17 protein-coding genes, 2 pseudogenes and 1 riboswitch are annotated in these 22,317 nt (G+C 37.9%); of the genes and pseudogenes, 5 read left to right on the top strand and 14 right to left on the bottom strand.

From position 1 onward, the window contains the following. Positions 1-470: 470 nt before the first annotated feature. The 5 genes and pseudogenes from ACQKMR_RS20090 to hutG all read right to left on the bottom strand — a co-directional run bounded on the left by ACQKMR_RS20090 (position 471) and on the right by hutG (position 5,626). Positions 471-1,766: a Na+/H+ antiporter NhaC family protein gene (locus ACQKMR_RS20090; protein ID WP_427698895.1), complete on the bottom strand. Its 1,296-nt coding sequence runs from the start codon at positions 1,764-1,766 to the stop codon at positions 471-473. Between the two features lie 192 nt (positions 1,767-1,958). Next, a riboswitch (SAM riboswitch) is annotated at positions 1,959-2,066 on the bottom strand. 343 nt (positions 2,067-2,409) lie between these two features. Continuing rightward, positions 2,410-3,081 carry an SOS response-associated peptidase gene (locus ACQKMR_RS20085; protein WP_427698894.1) on the bottom strand — a complete coding sequence of 224 codons (672 nt, stop codon included), beginning with the start codon at positions 3,079-3,081 and terminating at the stop codon, positions 2,410-2,412. 60 nt (positions 3,082-3,141) lie between these two features. Continuing rightward, positions 3,142-3,297 (bottom strand): hypothetical protein, encoded by a 156-nt coding sequence (locus ACQKMR_RS20080; RefSeq protein WP_157443964.1) that lies wholly within the window; start codon positions 3,295-3,297, stop codon positions 3,142-3,144. A gap of 281 nt (positions 3,298-3,578) precedes the next feature. Then, positions 3,579-4,784 carry a sodium/glutamate symporter gene (gene gltS / locus ACQKMR_RS20075; RefSeq protein WP_427698923.1) on the bottom strand — a complete coding sequence of 402 codons (1,206 nt, stop codon included), beginning with the start codon at positions 4,782-4,784 and terminating at the stop codon, positions 3,579-3,581. 29 nt (positions 4,785-4,813) lie between these two features. Beyond that, a pseudogene (gene hutG / locus ACQKMR_RS20070) lies at positions 4,814-5,626 on the bottom strand (formimidoylglutamase). Positions 5,627-5,892: 266 nt separating this feature from the next. Here hutG and ACQKMR_RS20065 point away from each other — a divergent pair. Then, positions 5,893-6,093 (top strand): LysR family transcriptional regulator, encoded by a 201-nt coding sequence (locus ACQKMR_RS20065; protein WP_427698893.1) that lies wholly within the window; start codon positions 5,893-5,895, stop codon positions 6,091-6,093. Between the two features lie 123 nt (positions 6,094-6,216). After that, positions 6,217-6,765, top strand: a complete 549-nt coding sequence (locus ACQKMR_RS20060; RefSeq protein WP_427698922.1) for a LysR family transcriptional regulator substrate-binding protein — start codon at positions 6,217-6,219, stop codon at positions 6,763-6,765. 163 nt (positions 6,766-6,928) lie between these two features. Here ACQKMR_RS20060 and ggt read toward each other — a convergent pair whose 3' ends face one another. From ggt to ACQKMR_RS20040, 4 genes are all read right to left on the bottom strand, one after another. Next, a complete protein-coding gene (ggt, locus tag ACQKMR_RS20055) occupies positions 6,929-9,004 on the bottom strand; it encodes a gamma-glutamyltransferase (protein ID WP_427698892.1) in 2,076 nt (691 codons plus the stop codon). Positions 9,005-9,243: 239 nt separating this feature from the next. Beyond that, on the bottom strand, positions 9,244-11,238 hold the full coding sequence (locus tag ACQKMR_RS20050; protein ID WP_427698891.1) for a TRAP transporter permease: 1,995 nt from the start codon (positions 11,236-11,238) through the stop codon (positions 9,244-9,246). Continuing rightward, positions 11,231-11,737 carry a DUF1850 domain-containing protein gene (locus ACQKMR_RS20045; RefSeq protein ID WP_427698890.1) on the bottom strand — a complete coding sequence of 169 codons (507 nt, stop codon included), beginning with the start codon at positions 11,735-11,737 and terminating at the stop codon, positions 11,231-11,233. The genes ACQKMR_RS20050 and ACQKMR_RS20045 overlap by 8 nt, the downstream gene beginning before the upstream one ends. Positions 11,738-11,821: 84 nt before the next feature. After that, positions 11,822-12,796: a TAXI family TRAP transporter solute-binding subunit gene (locus tag ACQKMR_RS20040; protein ID WP_427698889.1), complete on the bottom strand. Its 975-nt coding sequence runs from the start codon at positions 12,794-12,796 to the stop codon at positions 11,822-11,824. Between the two features lie 453 nt (positions 12,797-13,249). Between ACQKMR_RS20040 and ACQKMR_RS20035 the strand changes: the two genes are divergently transcribed. The 3 genes and pseudogenes from ACQKMR_RS20035 (at position 13,250) to ACQKMR_RS20025 (ending at position 16,566) form a co-directional block, all read left to right on the top strand. Further along, the gene (locus ACQKMR_RS20035) at positions 13,250-14,164 is read left to right on the top strand and encodes a LysR family transcriptional regulator (RefSeq protein WP_427698888.1); all 915 of its coding nucleotides are present in this window, start codon (positions 13,250-13,252) and stop codon (positions 14,162-14,164) included. 330 nt (positions 14,165-14,494) lie between these two features. Then, positions 14,495-15,123, top strand: a pseudogene (locus tag ACQKMR_RS20030) (homoserine/threonine efflux transporter). A 390-nt stretch (positions 15,124-15,513) separates the two neighbouring features. Continuing rightward, positions 15,514-16,566 carry a hypothetical protein gene (locus tag ACQKMR_RS20025; RefSeq protein ID WP_427698887.1) on the top strand — a complete coding sequence of 351 codons (1,053 nt, stop codon included), beginning with the start codon at positions 15,514-15,516 and terminating at the stop codon, positions 16,564-16,566. Between the two features lie 969 nt (positions 16,567-17,535). On the opposite strand, the gene ACQKMR_RS20020 is transcribed toward ACQKMR_RS20025, so the two are convergent. From ACQKMR_RS20020 to ACQKMR_RS20000, 5 genes are all read right to left on the bottom strand, one after another. After that, the gene (locus ACQKMR_RS20020) at positions 17,536-18,291 is read right to left on the bottom strand and encodes an IclR family transcriptional regulator (RefSeq protein ID WP_427698886.1); all 756 of its coding nucleotides are present in this window, start codon (positions 18,289-18,291) and stop codon (positions 17,536-17,538) included. 225 nt (positions 18,292-18,516) lie between these two features. Next, the gene (locus ACQKMR_RS20015) at positions 18,517-19,512 is read right to left on the bottom strand and encodes a biotin-dependent carboxyltransferase family protein (RefSeq protein ID WP_427698885.1); all 996 of its coding nucleotides are present in this window, start codon (positions 19,510-19,512) and stop codon (positions 18,517-18,519) included. Continuing rightward, positions 19,509-20,276: a 5-oxoprolinase subunit PxpB gene (pxpB, locus tag ACQKMR_RS20010; RefSeq protein WP_427698884.1), complete on the bottom strand. Its 768-nt coding sequence runs from the start codon at positions 20,274-20,276 to the stop codon at positions 19,509-19,511. Before pxpB ends, ACQKMR_RS20015 begins: the two co-directional genes overlap by 4 nt. A gap of 13 nt (positions 20,277-20,289) precedes the next feature. Further along, a complete protein-coding gene (locus ACQKMR_RS20005; RefSeq protein ID WP_427698883.1) occupies positions 20,290-21,081 on the bottom strand; it encodes a putative hydro-lyase in 792 nt (263 codons plus the stop codon). Positions 21,082-21,155: 74 nt separating this feature from the next. Then, on the bottom strand, positions 21,156-22,298 hold the full coding sequence (locus ACQKMR_RS20000; RefSeq protein WP_427698921.1) for an NRAMP family divalent metal transporter: 1,143 nt from the start codon (positions 22,296-22,298) through the stop codon (positions 21,156-21,158). Positions 22,299-22,317: the final 19 nt, after the last annotated feature.

Below are 22,317 nucleotides of genomic sequence, written 5' to 3'. Positions count from 1 at the left end.
ACTTGTATATGATAGAAATTGACAACCATTGTTTATTTTTCCTTTCTCTCGGTGGAATAAACTGATAGAAGTCCATAGAAAAAAAAGGAGATTCAAGAATGAATCCCCAATACAATTATCTATTATATACTACCATTCAATTTTTTTCATTCATGTATTGATGGAAAGTTTGGGGAACTCCAAACAAAAACAAAAGAAATTTAATCTTTCAGCAATATTCCCTAATACATATATCTAAAAATCCATCTACGCTTCACGTTAAATTCAGTTGAATTTCTCCTAACCTCGAAATTGAACGGATATCATGAAAGTTAAGTATATCCACCTATTATTTAATATGATTCACAAAAAATGGCCGCTTTAGAGTCTATTGTATTACAAAAAACACCCTGAATCTTATGATCCAGAGCGCAATCTTTTTCGTTTCATTTCTACTTTTTCAAGAGAATCATTACGGACGTTTCTCTTCTTCATTTACTCCCGCTTGAAAATCGCGGAAAACCAATCAAAATGGCTATGACTCCACAAATGCCAATTAATATTGGGTAATATGAATATGGCAAGATGCTTATAGGAGAAATCTGAGCTACCCCCGCTGCAACCAGCAGTTGTGCCCCATATGGAATTAATCCTTGGATGCAACAGGCAAAAACGTCAAGCAAGCTCGCCGATTTGCGTGGATCAATCCCATACTTTTCAGCAATATTTTTGGCAAGTGGTCCGGCAATGATAATAGAAATCGTGTTATTTGCCGTTGAAATGTTCGTCAAACCAACAAGCCCGGCAATGCTGAATTCAGCCCCTTTTTTTGATTTGCTATTTCGGGTTACGAGATGGAGAAGATAATCAATGCCACCATTATGTTTGATTACAGATACCATACCTGCAATTAAAATAGCTAGGAAAGAGATTTCATACATTCCCGCCATCCCTTCTCCCATTTTTTGAATGATCCCCAACAGTTGATAACTTCCATCCGCCAAACCGATAATTCCGGCAAATACGATTCCGATGGATAGGACCAGGAACACATTGACGCCTGCCAATGCAGTGATCAACACGCAAAGATATGGAAGAATCTTCACCCAATTATAAGAATGTTGAGATATGGCAGCTTGTTCACCCATTGTTAAAATTCCAAGGATGACACATGTGATGATGGCAGCAGGTAAAACAATGAAAAAATTCACTTTAAACTTATCCTTCATTTCCGTTCCCTGCGTCCGAACTGCAGCGATTGTCGTATCTGAAATGAATGATAGGTTGTCACCAAACATCGAACCACCGATAACGGCCGCCATTGAAAGGGCTAGCGAAATATCAGTTTGTTCACTAATTCCCACCCCTATAGGTGCTAGTGCTACAATCGTTCCCATGCTTGTCCCCATAGATAGAGAAATAAAACAAGCGATAACGAAAATCCCTACCATTAATAGATTTTGCGGAAAAACTGATAAGGCAAGATTCACCGTTGATTCAACTGCCCCCATGCCATTTGCAACTTTGGAAAAAGCGCCGGCCAAAAGGAAAATGATAACCATTAACATAATATTGGAGTCACCGGCACCTTTACAGAAGATTTCAACCTTTTGATTGAAAGTCTCTTTCCGATTCATTACCAATGCAGCTCCTGAAGCAATTGAAATCGCTACAATCACCGGAAATGAATAAAAATCTTTTGTAATGATTCCGGAACCTATAAATAAAATTAAAAAAACGACAAATGGGATCAATGCCCAGGGATTCCCTTTATTGTTTGCACTCATGATGAACACCTCTTTTTATTTTTCCCATGACATGTGTCACAGCCCTTATTCTTTTAACATTTTCGCAAATAACACCAATAAGAACATGATATTATCCAGTCATGGAAGCTATAGCTAAAAAAACTGTCAGCATAAAAAAGACCTCTTCTATTAAACAACAAGAAGAGGTCTTTTAATTTATAAAAAACACCCTCCTTATCTTTCAGGCAAAAATTAGCCTGCTGGATTTGGCACAGCACTCCTATTAAGTCTGCTGCCGAGACATCTTCGGGCCAGTCCCTCCGTCTCTCTTGATAAGAAGATCTAAATTATATAATGTTATTATCAAATGTAACGATGTCTACGAGAAAGGAAGCAGGCTGGAATTTGCCGAAACCGCTCAAAGTTTATTTGAGTCCACTCTCGGAAAGTGACATCGATAGCTTTATTGAAAAGCAAATATAAGAGTACAGCATTTTATGTATTTTCGCAAGGTTTAGTTTAATAGTATTTCACATGTGGTCCTTAATTATTATAAAGAGACTTTTACATGTGCAGTAAATAAGGTTTTTTTTCAATTATGAGTTACTTGTTATTCGAATAAAATTCCAAACATTGTAATTTGTTGGGACGGAACTAGAATTAAAAGAGGTCTATTGACCTCTCAGCAAATTTGATGTATTAGCTTAGGTGAATTATTTTTAGGTGAGTTCACATCAGTCGATACCTCAAATGCTTCCATCTGTTCAGTATCAAATGATTTTAAGAATCGCTGCAGATATGCAGTATCATTAATTGAAGGATCCAACCAAGTCTTTTCATCTTCAGGTTTTAGAATAACTGGCATTCGATCATGAATACTAGCCATTAGCTCATTCGGAGTAGTGGTAATAACTGAGCAGGAATATATGGTGATACCTTCAGGTGATTTCCATGATTCCCAGAGACCAGCCATTCCAAATGGGGCATTATTCTTAAGTTTTATTCGCATAGGTATTTTACGTTCAGGTGCCTTCTTCCACTCATAAAAAGAGTCGGCAAGTATCAAACACCGTTTCTTCTTATATGAATTCTTAAAACTTGTTTTCTCAGCAATAGTTTCAGCTCGGGCATTAATCATCTTGTAGCCGATTTTCTCATCTTTTGCCCAGTAAGGAATGAGTCCCCACCGAAGATATCCAAGTCGATTCATAGATCCGTCATTAATAACGGATAAGACTGAGTGAGATGGTGCTATATTGTAGCTGAATTGGTACTCGGCATTAAATGGCGCTTGAATATCAAACCTGTCAATTATTTCTTCAATGTCAGTGAAAAGGGTGAAACGCCCACACATAATATCGCCTACTGTTTCAGATTTATTATGATTGTAACAAAAGGAGAGATCAGTAACAAATTAGCGTTCTAAAATCCTAATGTCAGTAAAAGGTTGATTAAATAATTCGCTAGTAATCAATAGTGTGCCAAGGACTTCTCTTTCATCTTCAGCTTTAATAATTTCTGACAGAATTAATGTGCTGCCATTCTTAACTGTAACATTATATTCATTCAAAGTTTCACCCCCTGAAAAGACTTGATAATTGTTATTATAAACCAAAAACCTACAAGTATCATTATTGACCTTTAGCAGAGTCGTAGTTAATCCACTAATGAGGAGTCTATACAGTGGTTCCAATAAACTTGATTACCTTTAAGATTAATCACCCGAAGCAATCCGAGACCCTAATTTCATAGTAAAGGAAGCTTGTAATCTTCCATTTACATTCAAAATAACATATAGATAAAAAAGACTGTCCATGAATAAATTCAAAGGCAGTCTAGTTAGAAGGTTTTTCACTTCAACAAATTTATACTGGTAATGATAATAGGGATAGCAAAAAGGTCGATGAGGAATGCCCCTACGATTGGTACGATAAGAAACGCTCTTCTCGAAGGACCAAATTGACCTGTAATGGCAGACATATTTGCCATTGCGTTGGGAGTTGCCCCTAATCCATGTCCGATAAAGCCACCAACCATGACAGCTGCATCATAATTCTTACCTAGTAATCTGAATAATACCAATGTACCAAGAAGTACTATGAAAAATACCTGGACGAAAACAATTAGAAGCATCGGCAATGCCAAATCGGCCACTTCCCATAGTTTTATGCTCATTAAGGCCATAGATAGAAAAATTCCCAATGTTACGTCTCCGATTAGATCGATGCTTTTCATATCGACAGCTTCTCTTTTAAAACCATCAAGAATATTTCTAACGATAACCGCTACAAACATTGCTCCTACATAGCTTGGCAAAACAAAACCAGTTGAACTCGAGAAAAGCTCTCCTAAGTAAGAACCTGCTGCCATACAGAATGTTATGATCAGAATCTGGATCATGAAGTTTTGGGCGTTGATCCCTTTGAATGAACCTGCGTTCGCTTCCACGGCTGCTGCCACTTCATCATTAATATCAGCTTCGGATGGCTGTAATTTATACTTTGTGATTAAATATTTAACGGATGGACCACCAGCTAACCCGCCTGCAACCAAGCCAAAGGTTGCTGCTGCAAGTCCAATGGATAAAGCGGAACTAACCCCAAGATCTTCAATTGTCCCGCCAAATGCAGTAGCTGCCCCATGGCCTCCTTCCATCGAGATGGGGCCCATTACTACTCCTAATAAAGGCTCTAAATCAAGTACGGTTGCAAGTGAAACTCCTATCATACTCTGAAAAAGAGCCAGGGCGCCACAAGCCAGCCAGTAAATGACGAGCAGTTTCCCACCTAGCTTAACAAGTTTAAAGCTTGCCCCTAACCCTACAGTTGTAAAGAAAGTAAGCATGAAAAGGCTTTGTAAAGTAGTATCCAATGTTAAATTGATCAATCCAGCCTGTCTAAAGATTGTCACAAGTATCGCGAACAATAATCCTCCCACTACTGGAGCCGGTATGCAAAACCTTTTTAGGATGGGGATCTTCCTAATTAACAGTCCACCCGCCAAAAGCAGTGATACGGCGAGAAATAAAGTCGTGATTTGATTTAATTCCAGATTCATCATATGTCTGCCCCCAGATGTATAATTTATTATTTAAAATGCAGCAATACCTCATTTATTAAATGTGCTGCCAATGTAACGGTTTTATTATTTTCGTCCAACGAAGGATTCACTTCCGCGCTATCAAAGGAAAGGATCTTTTCGTTTGATACGACATGCCTAATAATGGCACGGACCAATTTCGGATTCAGTCCAAATTGAGAGGGTGCACTTACTCCAGGTGCGTAGGCTGAATCAATAACTTCAGTACATAATGTAAGAATTATGAAGTCATTTTTCTTAACGAATTCATTAATCCGCTGCTTGGTTTCATCCATTTCGTTCAATGACAAATCTTCTTCCAATATGTAGTCGACCTAACTCCTCTCAGCAGTTTCAAACAGGGACTTCGTATTTCCCTGTTTCTGAATTCCGACACATAAATATCCACAACTTTGATCTTCGTCCAAAATCTGTTTAAACATCGTTCCTGATGAACTTTCTTTTTCATAAGACCTCATATCAAAGTGAGCATCAATATTAATAATCCCCAATCTAGCCTTTGGTCCAACGTATTTCCTTATCCCAAGATAATGACCATAAAGGGTTTCATGTCCTCCGCCAAGTATGATAGGAATCGCTTTACTCTCCAATATCTGGGCAACAGCTGATCCCAGTTGAGCTTGGGCATCCTCCATCTCTGAACCTTCACAGATTACATTTCCAGCATCCACCAGCTCGGTTTGAGGGGATAAATGACATGGTAATTTTGCCAAGGACTGCCTTATATGATCAGGACCCTCTGCAGCACCAATCCTGCCTTTATTCCTTTTGACGCCTTCATCACATTTGAAGCCAATCATTCCAAAGGTTCTGGATGCTTTGGAAGAGGTGGTTAATTCCGAAATCGGTGACAAACGCACTCTTTGGTGGTACCTGAAGCTGTCAATTTCAGAATAGGAATCAACCCTTCCATTCCAATATTCTAAAATCGGTTTATTATACATAATTTCTCCTTTATTAAAAAAATTCTGAAATATTTTTTTAAAAATTATAATTGAGATAATATATAATTGCCAATACAAAATTTTAATATATCTATAGTTTTAAACTATAGAAAGGAGGATATATGGAACTTCGCCAACTAAGTTATTTCACTACCGTTGTCCAGGAAAAGCATTACTCTAAAGCTGCCAAAATACTGCATATATCTCAACCTTCCTTAAGTAATGCCATAATGAAATTAGAAAAAGAAGTTAGTTTTCAAGGGGGCAGAAGCAGGGGGGATTTTTTATACGAGATCTGTGGATTTGTTAAGAAGATTCAATAATTTGCAAGTGGAACTTGAGGAGATGAAGCATGTTGGAAGTGGAACAATATCTATAGGTTCCATTGAATCATTCAAAATTTGGTTCCCGAAGATTATCAGGAATTTTAAAATTATTATCCTAATATCCATTTCAAAGTCAGGGAGATATTGGGGGAAGAAAAGGTTATCGAATCGTTAAATCGGTTTAATGTTCATTTCACCATCACGAATCAGCTAATTAACAACGAGGAAATCATGTCTGCACCCCTATACAATGAAAAATTCGTGCTTTTGGTCCATAAAGATGACGAATTAAACGAAAAAGAGTCTATCACTTTCCAAGACCTTGCAAAGAAAGAATTAATCATCAGTACAACTGGATTTCAAACAAGAGATGATATCTTAAAAGCATTCAAGAATGAAAAGGCACTTCCCAATATTATTTACGAAATAGAAAGACTTGAAACAGCTTGCAGTTTGGTAGAAGAAGGACTTGCTGTTACAATTTTACCGGAAAGCTATGTAAAATCCGTTGCAACAACCCATACTGCAATTCGTGCAATAGATTCGAATTTTTTGGAAAGGACTGTATACCTGGCCTATTTGAAAGATCGATATCTGTCACCTGCGGTATGTAAGTTAGTTGAGGAGATACATAGCTTTTTTAATGAGAGAGATAGGAACGGCTACTAAAAAAAGCAAAACTTCACTGAAAAATGCACAAAAAAAATATTCCTCTTCTGCACAATGCACAAGGGGAATATCATTAGTCCTGACCATTTCACTTCCCAATTTCCTTATTTACATCTTTCTAAAGGAATCCCTGTCTGGACTGGTTATATTAGTCAGGATGTAATCAATTCGTGATGCTACCATCATCGTCGGGATCTTCAAAATCCGCAGGATCTTTTTCCAATAGTGCCTCTTTGTCTTTTTCGTCCCATTTTGTTTTATATCCTAATGATTTCGCTACTTTTAACACCGGTAAATACGATTTTTTATCTGGTTTAAATGTTTCTAAGTCCCCGGTTCCAATTACACCCAATCCAAGCAGCAATTTGTCTGATTGAATATAGGGTTTTTCATCTATCAGTTTCATTTGTTCAGCTGAATAAGGATAAACGGCTCCATTAACCTTTAAGGTAAACGGTCCCTTCTTTTCTTCTTTTATTTCTTTTGGCTTTTTCGCTTTATAGGAAACATTATACACTCCTTGAACAGTTCCTTCTCTCGTATTGTCGGCTCCTCCATACATTTTCCCTGTTTCATAATCAAAAATAACAGCTTGCACATTACCGATATGTTGGGGTTTTTCTTCATATACATGGCCTTTTGCCATTAGCTCCAACCTTGTATTTTGTTCAATTCCCGGTTCCCATCTAACTATCGGATAACCAGCAGAATAAATACGTGGAGCTAGTATGGCATCTTGAATTCGCATTTTATGATCAAGCACATTCATGATCGTTTCAGATACCGATGCTATTATCGTCGCTCCGCCTGGTGAACCAATGGCCATGAAGGGTTTGCCATCTTTTAATACGAATGTCGGGGACATACTGCTTCTTGGTCTTTTTCCTGGTTCCACCTGGTTAACGCCCCCCGGTGTAGCATCAAAATCCGTCATTTCATTATTAAGCATGAATCCATAATCAGGTACCATGATACCTGATCCGAATACTTGCTCGATTGTAGTCGTATAAGCAACCATATTCCCCCATTTATCCATTACAGAAAAGTGAGTCGTTTGTCCGATCGGGGTCTTCTCTTCCTTTACCTTCTTCATTGAAGTCGGTTCTTTGCCCTCATACTTCCATGGATCGCCTTCTTTGACATCAGCTGTTGATCTATTTGGATTAATGAGTTTTCTTCTTTCTTTTATATAATCTTCATCCAATAGTCCTTTAGTAGGTACATCATAAAAATCTTCATCTGCCATATAGGCGGCTCGATCGGCATATGCGAGATGCATGGCTTCCGTTAGATAATGAAGATACTCAGGGGAGTTAGCCCCCATCTTTTGTACATCGTATCCTTCCATAAGCTTCAGGATTTGTTGGATCGTCAAACTGCCTGAACTTGGTGAAGCTGCCCCCACCACTTCAAAACCCCTGTATTCCGATCTAATTGGTTCTCTTTCTTTCACCACATAGTTTTCCAAATCCTCTTTTGTCATCGTTCCTTCACGTTTTTGAACTTCTTTTGTGAGTGCTTCTCCGATTTCACCTTTATAAAAAACGTTAGAACCTTGTTTTTTTATTAACTTAAGAGTCTTTGCCAGATCTGGCTGAACGAGGGTGTCTCCCTCTACCAATGGTTTTCCATTTGGCACAAAAACTTTTGCAGCCGCTGGGTTATTTTCAAGTTTTTTTACATTTTCATCGATATATTGAGCTGTCGCCCAATTGACTTTTACCCCTTTTTCAGCTTGTAAAATAGACTGGTCCATAACTTGTGATAATTTCAATGTTCCATATTTCTCAAGAGCAGTTTCTACCCCCAAAAGTGTTCCGGGAACAGCAACCGCTTTCCCAGATATGTGCCGTTTACTAAAAGGAATAGGTTTTCCCTTTTCATCTAAAAAAAGTTTAGGCGTAACATTTTGCGGTGCCATTTCGCGACTATCGATCATCGTTATTTTATTTTCCTTTTTATTATAGATCATCATAAAACCACCGCCGCCGATTCCAGACATCATTGGCTCAACTACATTTAACGATAATTGAATGGCAGCTGCTGCATCGACTGCATTTCCACCTTGTTTTAGTATCTTTATACCCGCTTCAGCTGCTAACGGATGAGAAACTGATACGATTCCTTTTGTTGCACCCTTTCCCATTGACTTATCCACTCCAGGGACACTTGCAAAAGCTGGTGTGATCATACAAAAGAAACTGAAAGTAACTAAAATAAAACTTTTTAAGAATTTCATGAATTAGTCTCCTTTCAAAAAAAAATTGGGATTTCACCATGCGGCAAGTGGATATACGGATGACCCTCGATCTGCAAGTCTGGAATATGCTGGCTAATCTCTAAATTGAAGCAGTATTCACATTCCCTTTGGCTGTTGGGTAAGTTCTCTCAAATGATGATTCAATTCAAAAAATCACCCCCCCGAATTTTCAGCATGACTCTTCAACTAACCTTTACATCCGGATGATAATCGAAGCCTCAACTTTTCTCTATACTTTGCTTATGTTCCAAGATATTGGGGCTGTCGTATTTGTCGCTCTTCCAAAGATATTGTAAAGCCAGCAATACGATAAATGTAGTTAACCCAACGATGTCTGATATCGTTTCAGGATAGATTAATAGTAAACCAGCGATTATAGCGAGGATTCTTTCTATCCAGTGCATCCCCCTCACCCAGTAACCTATAACTCCAGCACCAATTGCAATCATGCCTGACATCGCAGTAAGAACGACCCAGGCCACCTCCATCCAAGTTGTATCGATCATAAGTAATTGTGGAGAGAGAACAAAAATATACGGAATGATAAATGCAGCAATAGCAAGTTTTGATGACTGTATCCCCGTTTTTATCGGTTCACTGCCCGCTACCCCCGCCGCTGCAAATGCCGCTAATGCAACTGGAGGAGTTATATCTGCTATAATGCCAAAATAGAAGACAAATAGATGTGCAGATAAATCAGGAACGCCAAGCAAAATGATCGCAGGTGCTGCAATCGTCGAGGTGATCACATAGTTGGCGGTTGTAGGTGATCCCATTCCCAAAATAATTGCCGCTACCATTGTTAGCATCAGTGTTGGAATTAAATATCCACCAGAGAAATCGATTAATCCATTTGCCAATTTCAGCCCAAGCCCCGTTTTCGTAACTATTCCTACAATAATGCCGGCTGCTGCGGTTGCAGCTGCAACCGCAAGTGCTGTCCGGGCTCCATCCACCAATGCATAAATGATATCGATGAATTTCATGCGGACATCCTTGTTTATGAATCCTACAAGAACCGAGATAAGAATGGAATACAAGGCTGCATGTGTAACCGTTATATTCAGCATGAGCAAGAAGATAATGGCGATGATCGGAATTAATAAATAAAGTTTGCTGATCACTTCCTTTTTATTTGGCATTTCTTCTTTCGTTAATCCACGCAATCCAAGTCGTTTCGCTTCAAAATGGGTCATGATCCAAATTCCTGAAAAGTAAAGGATAGCTGGAATCGTAGCCGCCTTTGCTATATCCCAATACGTAATCCCATTCCCAATGAATTCAACCATTAAAAATGCCGCCGCCCCCATTATCGGAGGCATTAATTGACCGCCAGTAGACGCGGCAGCTTCCACTGCCCCGGCGAATTCCTTCTTGTATCCAAGATTTTTCATCATCGGTATCGTAAAGGATCCTGAAGTGACAACATTAGCCACAGAGCTTCCGCTGATCGTTCCTTGCAGAGCGCTGGAAAAAATCGCAACCTTCGCAGGTCCCCCTATCCTTCTACCGGCAATAGACGTTGCAAGATCATTGAAGTATTGACCGACACCCGTACGGACAAGAAAGGAACCAAATAATAAAAACAGGAAGATGAATGTCGATGAAACCGCTAACGGTGTACCTAAAATGCCCTCTGTCGAGAAGAACATCGTTTGCACCAAACGTTCCAGCGTTAAACCTCGATGAGAGAGGAAGCCTGGCATATACTGACCAAAAATTCCATAGAAAACGAATAATAAAGCAATGACCATAATAGGAAGCCCTACTGCACGCCTAGTTGCCTCTAAAACTAGCAGAATGGCCATTAAACCAACCGCAAAATCCACAGCGCCTAAACGTCCTACATTCATGACGATATCCTCGAAAAATAATGGCCAATATGCACCTACGCCTATACTAAGGATTGCTAAAATGATATCGTACCAGGCAACTTGAAATTTTCCTTTCTGACGCTTCTTCCGGTTTGCAGGAAAAAGTAAAAAAATCAAGGAGAGTGCAAACCCTAAATGTATCGTCCGTTGGATTTGTGCTGTAAAAACACCAAAAATAGCAGTATATAATTGGAATAACGAAAAAGCTAAGAGTCCAAAAAATACAATGTGTCCCAAGACGCCGGTTAATTTCCTTGTCCCAGCTTCAGGATCGTACTTTTCCAATAACTCCTGTTGTTCCGCTTCGGTTAAATACTTCGTTTTTTCTTTTTCAGTCATGAATCTTCACTCCTTTCAACTGTTCCCATATTGAAATTCTTTCCGATGAAATCCTGACCCATGTTCCAGGCTTAATAAAGTCTGCCAATGTATATGTTTTTTCATCATATACTAGTCGATGGTTAGCTCTAACTTTTCCTATTCGTAAATCTATATAAGCGAAATTGCGATTCATATTTTTTATGAAGTAAGTACCGTCTTTCTCTTCGAATACTTCTTCCCCCTCTGCATTAGAAGGCATACCGACAGCAAAATCATTATAAGCAAGTTCGGTTTGTTCGATTTGCTTATCGGATAAACGATATGATTCCAGCACCTCCGAGAGGTGGATGGAGTGTGTATACTTAATCTGGAAGTTTTTTTCTCTTTTCAATGGCAAGTACGCGACTAATTCCCCCTGGTCCTGGTAGGAAAATGCAATTACATGCTTATACGGAAAAAATAATAGAAAAGCGATGATCAGAGGTGTACCAAAAGCCATGAATCTCTTGAATTTCATAGGTACCCCCTTCAAAACCTGAAATTCCATTCAGAAAAAACGAGGCCGATAGGCCACATATAGCGAGCTACCGACCAAATTGCATTACTTGGAAACACCTTTTTCTTTAAAGTATTTTGCTGCGCCAGGGTGAACTTCCATATCCCCTAATCCTTCAAGTGCAGTCTCTGCTGTAATGAACTTGCCTTTGGCATGTGTGATTTTATCCGTGTTGTCATATACCGCTTTTGTCATTTCATACACTAAATCTTCATCAAGATCCTTTGTAACCACTAACATTGCTTTAACAGCAACTGTTTTAACCTCGGATTTGATTTTATACGTACCGCTTGGAATTGTGTCTTCTGCATAGTATGGGTATTTTTTAACCAACTCTTGAATCTTGTCCTCTTCAATAGGTAGGATAATAATATCATTTTGTACGGATAGCGCATCAACCGCACCAGTTGGTGTGCCGGCCGTAATGAAAGCTGCGTCAATATTTCCTGCTTGGATTCCTTCCGTCGACTCATCGAAAGAAAGATTTTGCCCTTTAATATCTTTCTCAGTCAATCCATGGATCTCCAGGATTTGCATGGCATTGATGTAAGCACCAGAACCCGGTGCACCTACTGATACCTTTTTACCTTTCAAATCCTCGACTGATTTAATTCCACTCTTTGCCGTCGTTACAATTTGAACCGTTTCAGGATATAAAGAGCTGATCGCTTGTATATTGTCTATAGGTTTCCCGTCGAACATTTCTTTTCCTTCAAGTGCATATGCGGCGATATCCGTTTGCGAAAAAGCGATTTCAGCTTCTCCAGCTCTTAAAGTTTCCATGTTTTCAGCCGAGGCACCAGATGTCTGAGGTGTTATATTAGCTTTTGTTTTATCGGAAATGATTTTTCCAATTTGTCCTCCGAGTGGATAGTATGTACCTCCCGTTCCACCAGTCAACAAGCTCAGGTTTTGGTTTCCGCTTCCGGATACCTCTTCCTTACTGTCTCCGCAGGCCGTGATAATACCGGTCACTGTCAGAATCATAACCAATAAAAAGTACTTATTAAACTTTTTCATAAAACTCCCCCCTCATTGTTTTTTATCATCTACAAGAGATGATACTATTATTATTCTACCGACCACCTCACTTTTCCTTTTTTTTGCAAAATTAGACACAATGACCAAAAGCTCCGCTATCGATTAAAAAGTTTTATTTATATCAAGTAAACAAGCATAGATGCGTAAAAACACCTGCTAAAATTCTGAAAATTCTGTTATATTACGAGTTCATTTTCTCTTTATTACATTTTCATCCTTAATTTAAGGATAATATTGACTCTTCTGTTTTAGAAATATATTATTGTTATAAACTTATAAGCCTTTATTATAAAAATACAAACTTTTAACATTTTTCTATCCTTTAATCGTTATATTCAGTTATTGTTTGAGAGGGAATATTAGAGGTCCACCCTTCCTTTTACCAGCCATTTTGAGTGTGTATTTTCAAATCTAACTGAAGTGGGTGATTGTTTGAATTTCCTATCCCTTCGATATTTCATAGAGGTTTCTAACCATCTTAGTTTCAGTGAGGCTTCCAAAACCCTGCATATATCCCAGCCCGGACTTAGCCAACAGATTTTATCCCTAGAAAAACAATTAGGCTTTAAACTATTAAATCGAACGACTAGAAAAATTACATTGACGGAAGAAGGAGAGTACATCTATAAAAAACTTGCCCCTTCCTTTGAAGATATTGAGAAAACAGTGAATTACATAGTTGAAAATAAAACCATCCCCAAGCCTAAAATGAAGATTGCTACTGTCCCCTCTGCAGCTAGCATATATATCCCGAAGTTATTGAAAAAGATAGTTGGGGAATACCCGGAAACAGATTTTTACCTGCATGAAACAACATCCTCAAGAGCAGTGAAGCTCGTAAACCAACAAAATTATCACATCGGTTTCATCCGAACGCCCATACACAATAACATCATCGCCAATGAAGGATTAAGCATGATTGAATTCAAAAGGTTCCCTTTACAATTAGTCGTTTCCATTGATCATCCACTAGCCCAAAAGGATGCTATACACTTATACGAAGCAAGAGACGAATCTTTTATCCATTATGATACCGTCCAAGCACACTCCCTTCAATTCCTTTTGGAAAAGGCTTGTCTGACTGCTGGATTTTCACCTAAGGAATTATGTAAAGGATCTGAATTATTAACGATCGCCAACCTTATATCCAATAACTTAGGCGTTGCTCTCATGCCGAAAGATATGGTGAGTTTGTTGGGAAAAAGCAAAGTTAAAGCCTTGAACATCGATAACTCTGAATTATCCAGTTCCATATCGGCAGTTTGGAAAAACACGGATGATGCGTCAATGCTAACTAAGCATATTTTGAAAACGTTAAAGAATGATCAGACTTTTTACGATATATGAGATTCTTGGCTTAAAAAGCTGCGAAACAACTCGGAGTGAGAAGAACCAATTTTGTGTTAATAATAATTGTTTACTCTATACCTTTTAAATGATTCATTTTTTGCGTTTTGTGAAATTTTAAAAAAGAGCCCCTCTCGATTAAAAGGAGGGGTTCGAAATAAGGGCTTTACGCATAAAGGGAGCGATTATGAAGTGAAAAAAGCCCCATTTCTCGTTTATGATACTGAGAAATGGGGCTTTTAATATTTGATAATTTCACGCCTAAACTTCGTTAAATAATTTATCACTGGTTATTTGTAGAACCTCGGGGGAAAAGAAGGGAGAAATAGTATGGATAGCTTACTAACTTACATATCAATAGTTGCAATGATGGTTATTATACCTGGAGCAGATACTATGCTCTTAGTGAAAAACACGCTTAGCTATGGTCCAAAAGCTGGACGTTATACCGTTCTCGGAATGGCAACGGGACTTTCTTTTTGGACGCTTATTGCTATTCTTGGGTTAACTGTTGTCATTGCAAAGTCTGTGATTCTTTTCAGTACAATCAAATATTTGGGAGCTGCCTACTTAATTTATTTAGGGATAAAAAGTTTTTTTACTAAAAGCGCTTTTTCTTTAAAAGAAATACAAGCACAAGCAAATACACCCACGAAGTATTTAAATCGGCATAATAAGGATTCCTTTATGCAAGCATTACTTAAAAATATTCTGAATCCAAAACTATTTTAGTTTATATAACAATCATGCCGCAATTTGTCAATTTGAGCGGAAATGTAAACCAACAATTGATTATATTAGCCTTCATCTTAACCTTACTCGCTGTATTATGGTTTCTGTTTCTTGTTTATCTAATTGATTACGCAAAAAAATGGTTGAACAACTCCAAATTCCAGAAAGCATTCCAAAAATCAACTGGCTTAATTTTAATAGGTTTTGGCATAAAAACAGGAATATAAATTCTATGACTAACACAACTAATTTGATTCAATCCGTTCAGAAAATTGAACGGTTTTTTCCATTCACCCCATATGTTTCTAACGTGCAACTAACATAATTGTTAACTGCCTGCCCCGATAGTTTATTAATAAAAAGCTACGAGTTTGGGATTTGGTTGATTACTCCAACTTTCCTCAAGCTTTCTATGTAATTTAAGCTCGATCAGGCACAAAAAGGTGGGACTTTCCTAAGTAAAACCTTTGGAAGCCTCTTTTGCATATAGCCACACATTCATTGCGGTCATTCCTTTTATAACCAATATTTATAAGTATATAAAAATTTACTATTTTTATTATTTATCTTGCCATGTTAGCATTTTTTTATACGATATTTGAAAGGATGAGAGATTAATGACTAAACAATATTCAAGATTTTCAGTATTCGGACTCGGTCCTATTGGAATTGAAATTCTGCGTAGTGCATACCAAACTAATCCACACTCGATCATTGGTGTTGTAGATATTGATCCTGAAAAGATTGGAAATGATATTGGGTTATTAATCAATGAAAAACAAACAGGACTAAATGTAGTCTCCAGTATACAGGAAGTAGAAACGAACGCAGATCATCCTGTCGCCCTTCATGCAACCGGTTCTAACGCACAACAAGTATGGGCACAAATCAAAGAAATTCTAGATCATGGTTTTTCAGTCGTTTCTACCTGCGAACAGCTTTCTTTCCCCTGGGACCGCTACCCTGAACTTGCCAAGGAAATAGATGATTACGCTAAGGCTAAAGGGCTTAGTGTCATTGGGACTGGCATTAACCCAGGATTCATCATGGATACAATGGCCATCTGTTTTTCAACAGTATTAACAACGGTCAACAAAATAATTGTCAACCGTCGGGTAGATGTTTCGAAACGACGCATTCCCTTACAAAAAAAAGTCGGCATCGGTATGACCAAAGAAGTATTTGAAACCTTAGCTGAACAGAATAAAATTGGGCATGTTGGGCTTGAAGAATCTGTCAGATTAATCGCTTATGGTCTCAATTGGAAACTTTCAAGTTTAAAAAATACAATTGAACCGACGATTGCTGGGGAAAATATTACCGTTCCACTTACTTCCTTAAAACCAGGAGATGTAAATGGCCTTCATCAAGTATCAAAGGGCATGACCTCAAATGGAAAGGAAATATGCTTAGATTTGACTATGTCTGTTGGTATTAACCAAGAAGATGAAATCATTATCGAAGGAAACGAAACGCAAAGATTGATCGTTCCAAATGGTATTTTCGGAGATACTGCGACCGCTGCAATGGTTATAAATACCGCTAAGCAGATCGATGCCATTCGCAAACCAGGGCTACTTACCATGGCTGACATTGGAGTACCAAGGAATATATATCAATCCGAGTATATTAATGCAGAAACAGCATCACTAGGACGAAGTGTAACCTGATCTAACGAATATGTGTTCATTTAATAGTTTATAATATTTCTTTGAAGTGTACGAGAATTCTAGATTCGAATGTAGGATGGTTCCCGTACACGTTTCGTTTCTTATTTGACAACTTTATCCAATTCTTTCCAACAGCTGGTTTAGTTCATTTTAAATTTAAGAGTAAATATCGTATTTTAACAGTCTACGTCGAGGGATTAAATGATAATATAAAGTATTTTTTTATTTTTCTGAGACAAATGCCGTATAAAAAAATCAGCTTCTTCACAAGCAGATATTAAAAGGTTGGAGAACTCAATTTATTTGCTTAGATGTTTTAACAACTCAATAATGATACAACTGTTAGTAAAGTGATAATGGATAGTTGCCTATTATCAGCTATTTAAAAATTAGGCTATGTTAAACATAAAACATAAATGTTGATTTTTCAAACTATGTTGATTGGAGCGGAAGGCACGAGACTCCTGCGAGAGTAGCAGGTCAGGGTAGACCCCACAGGCGCTCTGCGCCGAGGAGGCTACCCGACTGCCCGCGGAAAGCGAAGTGCCTGGAGCGGAAATCAACAGGCAAGTTTAACACAGCCAAAAATTAAAACAAAAACCCAAAACACCACCATAATCGTAAATGACTAAAGTGGTTAAAGAAATTATTCCCGTAGTTGAGTTGAAGCCTTCACTACAAAGAAAAGGAGTCTCTTTCACAAGTTAACTTCTCCTGATTTGGCAAAATAGAGCCATACCTTCAAAGAACCAAGTGGTAAAGGGTTTACCTAAGAAATAACAACGAAAGGTCTGCTCTAGGTTGTTTCCGGGGGAATGGCTTTCAATAGTCCTATCCCCCAACTTTTAGGAGTTCCAAGTAAATCTTATGTAAGTCATAATAAATAAGGAAACGAACATCAGACAGTATAGTATTGAATTGACAGACATACAAAGTTTATTAATCTGCCACTTCTTTTTCAGTTTTAGTTTACGAAGTTTGAGAACCTAGTTTCAATGAAATTCGTCTGGCGGCATTCGTTACTTTTTCAATTAATTCAGGCAAGCGACCTTCTTGAAATCTTGCATCAATTCCAGCTACGCTGATACCGGCTACAATTTGATTTTTACCGTTAAGTATTGGTGCACTTACGGATTTTGTATAATCCTCTAATTCAGATGAAGTAATCGTGTAACCTTTCATTCTTGCATCTTCCAAAGCATGACGAAGCATTTTTATATCAGTTATCGTTCCAATAGCAATTGGTTTTAATTCTATATTTTTGAGATATGCTTCACGCTCTTCTTCAGACATATAGGCGAGTATTATTCGAGAGTCACCTGCGTACAGTGGTGAACGCCTTCCGATTGAAGTATATAAACGAACAGGATGCAACGTATCTACCTTTTCAATATACATGGCTTCGTTAGTATCTCTCACAATTAGATTCACAGCTTCTTCAACATCGTCTCGAAGTTCCTTCATAATAGGGTATGCGATTTTTCTTATATCTAAACGCTCCCCTACCAGTTGTCCAAACTGCAAGAATATTAGTCCAAGTGAATAATTACCATCATCATCCCTTGTTAAAAACCCCATTTCTTCTAATGATCCTATCATACGGTGCAGAGAGGTTTTCGGGAGACCAGAAAATTCCATCATTTCATTAAAAGTGAGTTTAGAATGATTCATGAAAAGGGTAAGAATCTGCATTGACTTTACAACGGTTTTGTTTTGTGCTTGCATACATGGTATCCTTTCATCATTTAAGTTTTATTATTAGTCCAGTATATAGTAGTTGTTGTTCACATTTACTATCATTTTATTATAAAACATGTCACAAAAAATGTAATTGAATAAAATAAAAAAATATGCAGTGGCTTCATCTCCCACTTATTATGCATAAATAAAAAGAAAGTGCCCTTTTAATAAGAGTACTTTCTTCCTTTTTACTACTTCTTGATGAGGCAACTATAAAACGTGCTGTTTTTTTAGAGCTAATGAAATCGAAACCTTTAATTCTTTTAATTGTTGTTCTTTTTGAAGGAAAAGCTGCTCGGCTTCTTTTAAGGTCACTCGTGAAAATTGAATAGATTCCCCTGGTTTGACCTGGGCAATTAATGGTAAATCAACTGTAATCACTTGAGCTATCTTAGGATACCCTCCCGTTGTTTGGCTATCCGCAAGAAGAATGATAGGGTTTCCATCAGGTGGAACTTGAATTGACCCATTAGTTACTGCTTCAGACAATAGCTCACGTTTTTCCTGTAACTCTAGCAAAGGGCCAGATATTCTATAGCCCATACGATCAGATTGGTTTGAAACTTTAAACAAATTCCCTACAAAACTAACTTTACTTGATTCAGTAAAATAATCGTATTGGCTTCCATCTATGAAACGAATAACTGGCATGCGACTTGGCATAAACTCCTTTTCATTGACAAACCACTTTGGAGCGGTAAACGCTTCCTTAAACTCCAGGTTATCTAGAATAGAAGAAGTTTCATTAAAATCCACAACATCATCTACTTTTAATGATCTTCCCTTATAGCCGCCAATTTCCCCTCTTAAATATGTACTTTTACTATTCATAACTGCAGAAATAGCGTATCCACCTGCAACAGACAGATAAGCCCTACAACCTGATTTACATCCGGCGAATCGAAGAATAGTTCCCTTTTTGACATAAACAGGCTTCCACATTGGGACAGCCTGACTGTCAATAGTAGGTGATAAATTTCCACCTGTTATCGCGATCAAACAATTTTTTTCTATTTTAAGAGTCGGGCCCATTAACGTAATTTCCAGGGCCGCTTCACCTTCTTTATTGCCAACTAACATATTGGCAATTCGTAGGGAATATGCATCCATTGCACCGCTTACAATCACCCCATGTTGCTGAAATCCCTTTCTTCCAAGATCCTGAATACTAGTTAATAATCCCGGTTTGATTACACGCAGGCTCACTGTAACCCCTCCTTAAGAATAATTTCTTTATACTCTTGATTAGAAATTGGATGGAATTTTACAATGTCTCCTGCTTGTAATAAACTTGGAGGATTTACATTTGGTAAAAATAGTTTTGTCGGCGTTTGTCCAATTAATTGCCACCCACCAGGTGTTGATATTGGGTATACACCCGTTTGCATACCTGCAATTCCAACTGCTCCTGTTGGTATGGTCATTCTAGGAGAAGATCGTCTAGGCGTTGAAATTTTTTCTGAGAGTCCACCGAGAAATGGAAAACCTGGTGCAAATCCAATCATATAGGCTAAGTACTCACCGTTTGAATGAATATGGATAACTTCATCTGTAGTTAAATTATTATAACGAGCTACATATTCCAAATCCGGGCCATATTCCTCCCCATAGCATACAGGAATAGAAACTGTTCGATGTGTTAGCTTTTTATCTTCTTTTAACCACTGTAATTTCCTTTCCATGATAGAACGTACCACTTCATATGGAGATATAAATTCATCGTTATTGCTTAGTTTTTGTTTCTTATAGATAACTAGAGGATCATAAAAAACTGTCAAATTTGTAAAAGCCGGCACACATTCTATAAATCCAACAAAAGGTTCATCTTCAAGCAAGTCCATAAACATTTTAATTTTTTTGTGAATGTCGTATTTCATTTCATTCCCAAATGTAATCACGATTGCGGAATCGCCTAAGGGAGACAGTACGCATGTAGTTTTATTCAAAAGCTTTTCCGGCATAGAACTCATCTCTTTCTGTTAGTTATAAAACGCCTAATTTTTCATCACGAATATCCGTTATAAACATATGTCCTGGTGCATGCGTAATCATAATCGCCGGTTTTGTTTCCATTGCGATAGATTGAGGCGTTACCCCACAAGCCCAAAATACTGGCACTTCTCCTTCACGAATCGTTACTGCATCACCAAAATCAGGTTCATCTATGCAAGAAACACCAATTGCCTCCGGATCTCCAATATGGATTGGACCACCATGAACAGCAGGAAAACGCGATGTAACTTGAGCCGCTCGCACCACATCTTTCTGAGGGATTGGACGCATGCTGGCTACCATTTTCCCGTGAAAGATCCCTGCTTCAATACATGAAATATTCGTTTTATACATTGGTACATTACAGTCCTCTTCAATATGACGAATGGAAATATCATTGTTTAAAAGGGCATGTTCAAATGTAAAGCTGCAACCGATTAAAAATCCAACCATATCATTTTCCCAATAATCTGAAATATCCGTTACTTCTTCCACTAATTCACCATATTTATATATCCGGTATTTTGGAATATCTGTGCGTATATCACCAGACTGAGCAGCAAATTTAGGAATAGGAGAACCAATTTCAGTTACGTCTAGAAGTGGACAAGACTTAGGGTTTCGTTGACAAAATAATAAAAAATCAAAAGCATGCTCTTTTTTTAAGATTGCTAGGTTTGCTTGTGCATATCCGTTTGCCATTCCAGCAGTAGGTTTAATCAATTCATTGTTGCGAATCATTTCGCGCAATTGAGCCGGGGTTGCTTGCGAAAGATCAATCATATTATACATCTCCTATATGTAACTGGCAGCTTTGAAAAGCTACCAGCCCTATTGAATAACTATAAATAATTTGTTTATTTAAATAGTAATGGTAGCTGAGTAAATAAAGTATATCCACCCATTAACGCCATAACAACTACCACAAATACACCTGATATCGTTAACCATAAAGGATGTTTATATTCACCCACAATGTTTTTCTTATAAGCAGCAATTAATAATGTTCCAAGGGCAATTGGTAAAATAAGTCCGTTAATAGCTCCTACTACAAGTAGTACTTTTACCGGTTTACCAATTAACATAAAGCAAATTGTTGAAACGACTATAAAGCCAATTATAATCCAATTAGCCTTTTTATTTATTTTTTCACTGAATGTTCTGATAAACGAAACAGAAGTATATGCAGCACCAACTACTGATGTGATTGCTGCCGCCCACATAACAATACCAAAGATTTTATAACCAACATTTCCAGCAGCAAGTTGAAAAACGGATGCCGCGGGATTTTCTGAATCAATTTGCAAGCCTTTAGATACAACACCTAGAACTGCTAAAAATAAAGCAACTCGCATAACGGTGGTTATTAAAATACCCATTACTGAACTCTTTGTGACTTCTGGCAGTGCTCCGACACCTTTCACGCCTGCATCCAATAGACGATGACCGCCAGCAAATGTAATATAGCCACCCACAGATCCTCCAACTAATGTAACGATTGCGATAATATCAATCTTATCAGGTGCAAATGTCTTCACTACTGCTTCTCCAACTGGAGGAGAAGTCGTCCATGCAACATATATCATCAAACAGATCATAAAAAAGCCAGCAATTTGTGTAAAGCGATCCATCGCTTTACCCGCTTCTTTTACAACAAAAATTAATACTGCAATAACTGCACTAATAGCTGCTCCAGTTGTTGGGGATATTCCTGTCATCGCATTTAGACCAAGCCCAGCTCCTGCGATGTTCCCTATATTAAATGCGAGCCCTCCCATAACAATGAGTGCCGCTAGAACATAACCCAGTCCTGGAAGAACCATGTTTGCAATCTCTTGTCCTCGTTTTTCAGATACAGCAATAATGCGCCATACATTTGTTTGTGCAAAAATATCAAGAATAACTGAAATTAGAATAACAAAACCAAAACTTGCTGCAAGACTTTGGGTATAAACCGTTGTCTGCATTAAAAAACCTGGTCCTATGGCTGATGTTGCCATAAGAAATGCTGCACCTAGT

It is taken from the genome of Peribacillus sp. NPDC096540 (genome assembly GCF_050278525.1).
Lineage (GTDB): Bacteria > Bacillota > Bacilli > Bacillales > DSM-1321 > Peribacillus.
The sequence above is the reverse complement of the archived record's forward strand: the minus strand, read 5'-3'. Positions and strand labels throughout refer to the sequence as shown.